The sequence below is a fragment of the Rhizobium sp. P1_E1 genome, assembly GCF_056406015.1.
Window position 1 is genome coordinate 1 of the sequence record NZ_JBFUAY010000423.1, and the last position, 2,200, is coordinate 2,200.

General features: G+C 56.8%; 2 protein-coding genes and 1 pseudogene. 1 reads left to right on the forward strand and 2 read right to left on the reverse strand.

The annotated features are described in order from the left end of the window. Both AC1D1Z_RS36585 and AC1D1Z_RS36590 read right to left on the reverse strand, forming a co-directional pair. Positions 1–165: pseudogene (locus AC1D1Z_RS36585) on the reverse strand (acetamidase/formamidase family protein); the annotation flags it as partial. A gap of 264 nt (positions 166–429) precedes the next feature. Next, positions 430–1,047, reverse strand: coding sequence for an outer membrane protein (locus tag AC1D1Z_RS36590; RefSeq protein ID WP_131647195.1), 618 nt, complete (start codon positions 1,045–1,047; stop codon positions 430–432). A 310-nt stretch (positions 1,048–1,357) separates the two neighbouring features. On the opposite strand from AC1D1Z_RS36590, the gene AC1D1Z_RS36595 reads away from it, so the two are divergent. Continuing rightward, positions 1,358–2,164, forward strand: a complete 807-nt coding sequence (locus AC1D1Z_RS36595) for an ABC transporter ATP-binding protein (protein ID WP_130654238.1) — start codon at positions 1,358–1,360, stop codon at positions 2,162–2,164. Positions 2,165–2,200: the final 36 nt, after the last annotated feature.

Below are 2,200 nucleotides of genomic sequence, written 5' to 3' on the forward strand. Positions count from 1 at the left end.
GTTCATCGGATTGGGGCCGGATGTCTGCTTGACGCCGTCCTTGTCATACCCGACGGCGTCGAGCGTCTCAGTGACCACGGTGTCGCCGTCGGCGATACGCAGGGCCGGCGGAAGAGAGCCGATGACATTGTGAAAGATCGTCKGAATGAAGCGGTGAGTGGTCATGAGAATATGGCTCTCGCTCGTTTCGAATATCATGAGCCTGCGGCTGAACTGCCCGGCGGAGAGAGTTCGAGACTAGATCAGAGATTGCCTGCAATGCCAATATCCGCAGCATCGCCCGAAAATGCAGTTCGGCCGCAATGCCGGCGGCCGATAGCAGGTTGTCAAATCAGCCTATCTCCAAGCACCGGGCAGGATTCGCCGCGGATTTCTCATCCCAACAGGAGATGATCACGCCTCGACCAAAGTCGAGGCGTGATCAGACATTCAGAATTTGAAGCTCGTGCCGACCGTCACCTTTTGCTGATTAACCTCGAAATCGCCGAGCGCCGAGCCGAAATCCTTGCGTCCGAAATCGTCATAGCGATATTCAGCGCGCATCATAATATTGTCGGTCAGGGCGCGTTCCACACCGCCACCGGCGGTCCAGCCAATCAGAATGTCGTCCTTCTTGCCAATTCCAGGCACGTCGACTTCTCCGCCAGCGGCCGCCAAACCCCCGGTTCCATAGATCAGCGTACGGTCCAAGGCATATCCCACACGTCCACGCGCCGAGCCATCCCATTTGAGGGAAACGTCACTCCCATCCTTCCAGTTGTAGTTGAAGTCATTCTCGATACCGAAGACGAAAGGGCCGTGCTGGAAATTATATCCGCCGTAGATACCCGTCGAACCTCCATCAAGATTCTGCTCGGAGCCGTCGAGGTAGCTCGCATGTGTCGAGGTGTATCCGCCTTGAAGCCCGAGATAAAATCCCGACCAGTCGAAGGCCGCCTGGGTCTGTCCCTGTTGAACGTAAGCAGGATCCTGAACCACGGCATCGGCGGCAAAGGCCGGCACCGCCGAGAAAGCCACAGCGGCCAGCGCGATTATCTTTGTGTACATTAAAGTGCCTCGTCATTTCGATGATTGGAGAAGGCTTCAGCAAACCGGCAAGTCGGCTGGGACCGATTCATTATGCTGCGGTTCGGTGTTGCGGTTTGCACTTTATTGTTGAGATATGTTGCGACCTTGGGCGTCCTTGAGACGGCGCATCGCACTTGGGAAAGTCAACCTGACCAGGTGGCCGAAAGGCCTGCCGCCCGCGTGAGGATGACGAGGCGCTAGGCAGAGATATTGGAACAACGAAAATAGTTGATTGCTAGTCTCATCTTTAGTACCGAGCTATCACCCGGTTAAAGGATGTCACGTGGCTATGCTCCCCCCGACGCAAGATCCGCCTCGAACGGCTGAAACTTTTGTCGCCGAAAATATAGGTCTTTTGATAGAGGGGAACGAGATTCTCCGCGATGTAAGTCTCAAATTTCCGGCAGGAGAAGTTGTGGCACTGGTCGGCCACAACGGCTCCGGTAAATCCAGTCTTCTCAAGATGTTGGCTCGCCAGCTTGTGCCGAGCGCTGGATCGATCTCTTACGGCAACCGGGATCTTAGGACGTATGGTGAACGCGTCTTCGCTCGTTCGGTCGCATATCTGCCCCAGGATGTCACGACCGGATCGGAAATGACAGTCCGCGAGCTTGTGGGATGCGGTCGCTATCCGTGGCACGGGGCGCTCGGCCGCTTCACCAAGAACGATGAAGGGAAAGTCGAGGAAGCCCTCCGAGCAACGCATATCGAGAAGTTCGCCGACCGTATCGTCGGAACATTGTCAGGCGGTGAGCGGCAACGTGCCTGGATCGCGATGCTGATCGCTCAGGATGCTCGCTGCCTGTTGCTCGACGAACCGACAGCGGCACTCGATGTTGCGCATCAGATTGAGGTGCTCTCCCTTGTGCGACGCTTGGCGCACGAGCTTGGAAGCAGTGTCGTCATCGTTCTCCACGACATCAACATGGCCGCTCGCTTCTGCGATCGGATCCATGCATTGAAACGCGGTCGCGTTGTTGCCAGCGGAACGCCGAGCGCGATCCTTGCGCCAAACACGCTGCAAGAGATCTATGGGATCGACATGGATGTGATCTCCGCGCCCAACCTGCCTTATCCGCTCGCCTATGTTTGCTGAGGCTAGGCGTGCAATGGGTGTTACGCGGCGCTCCCT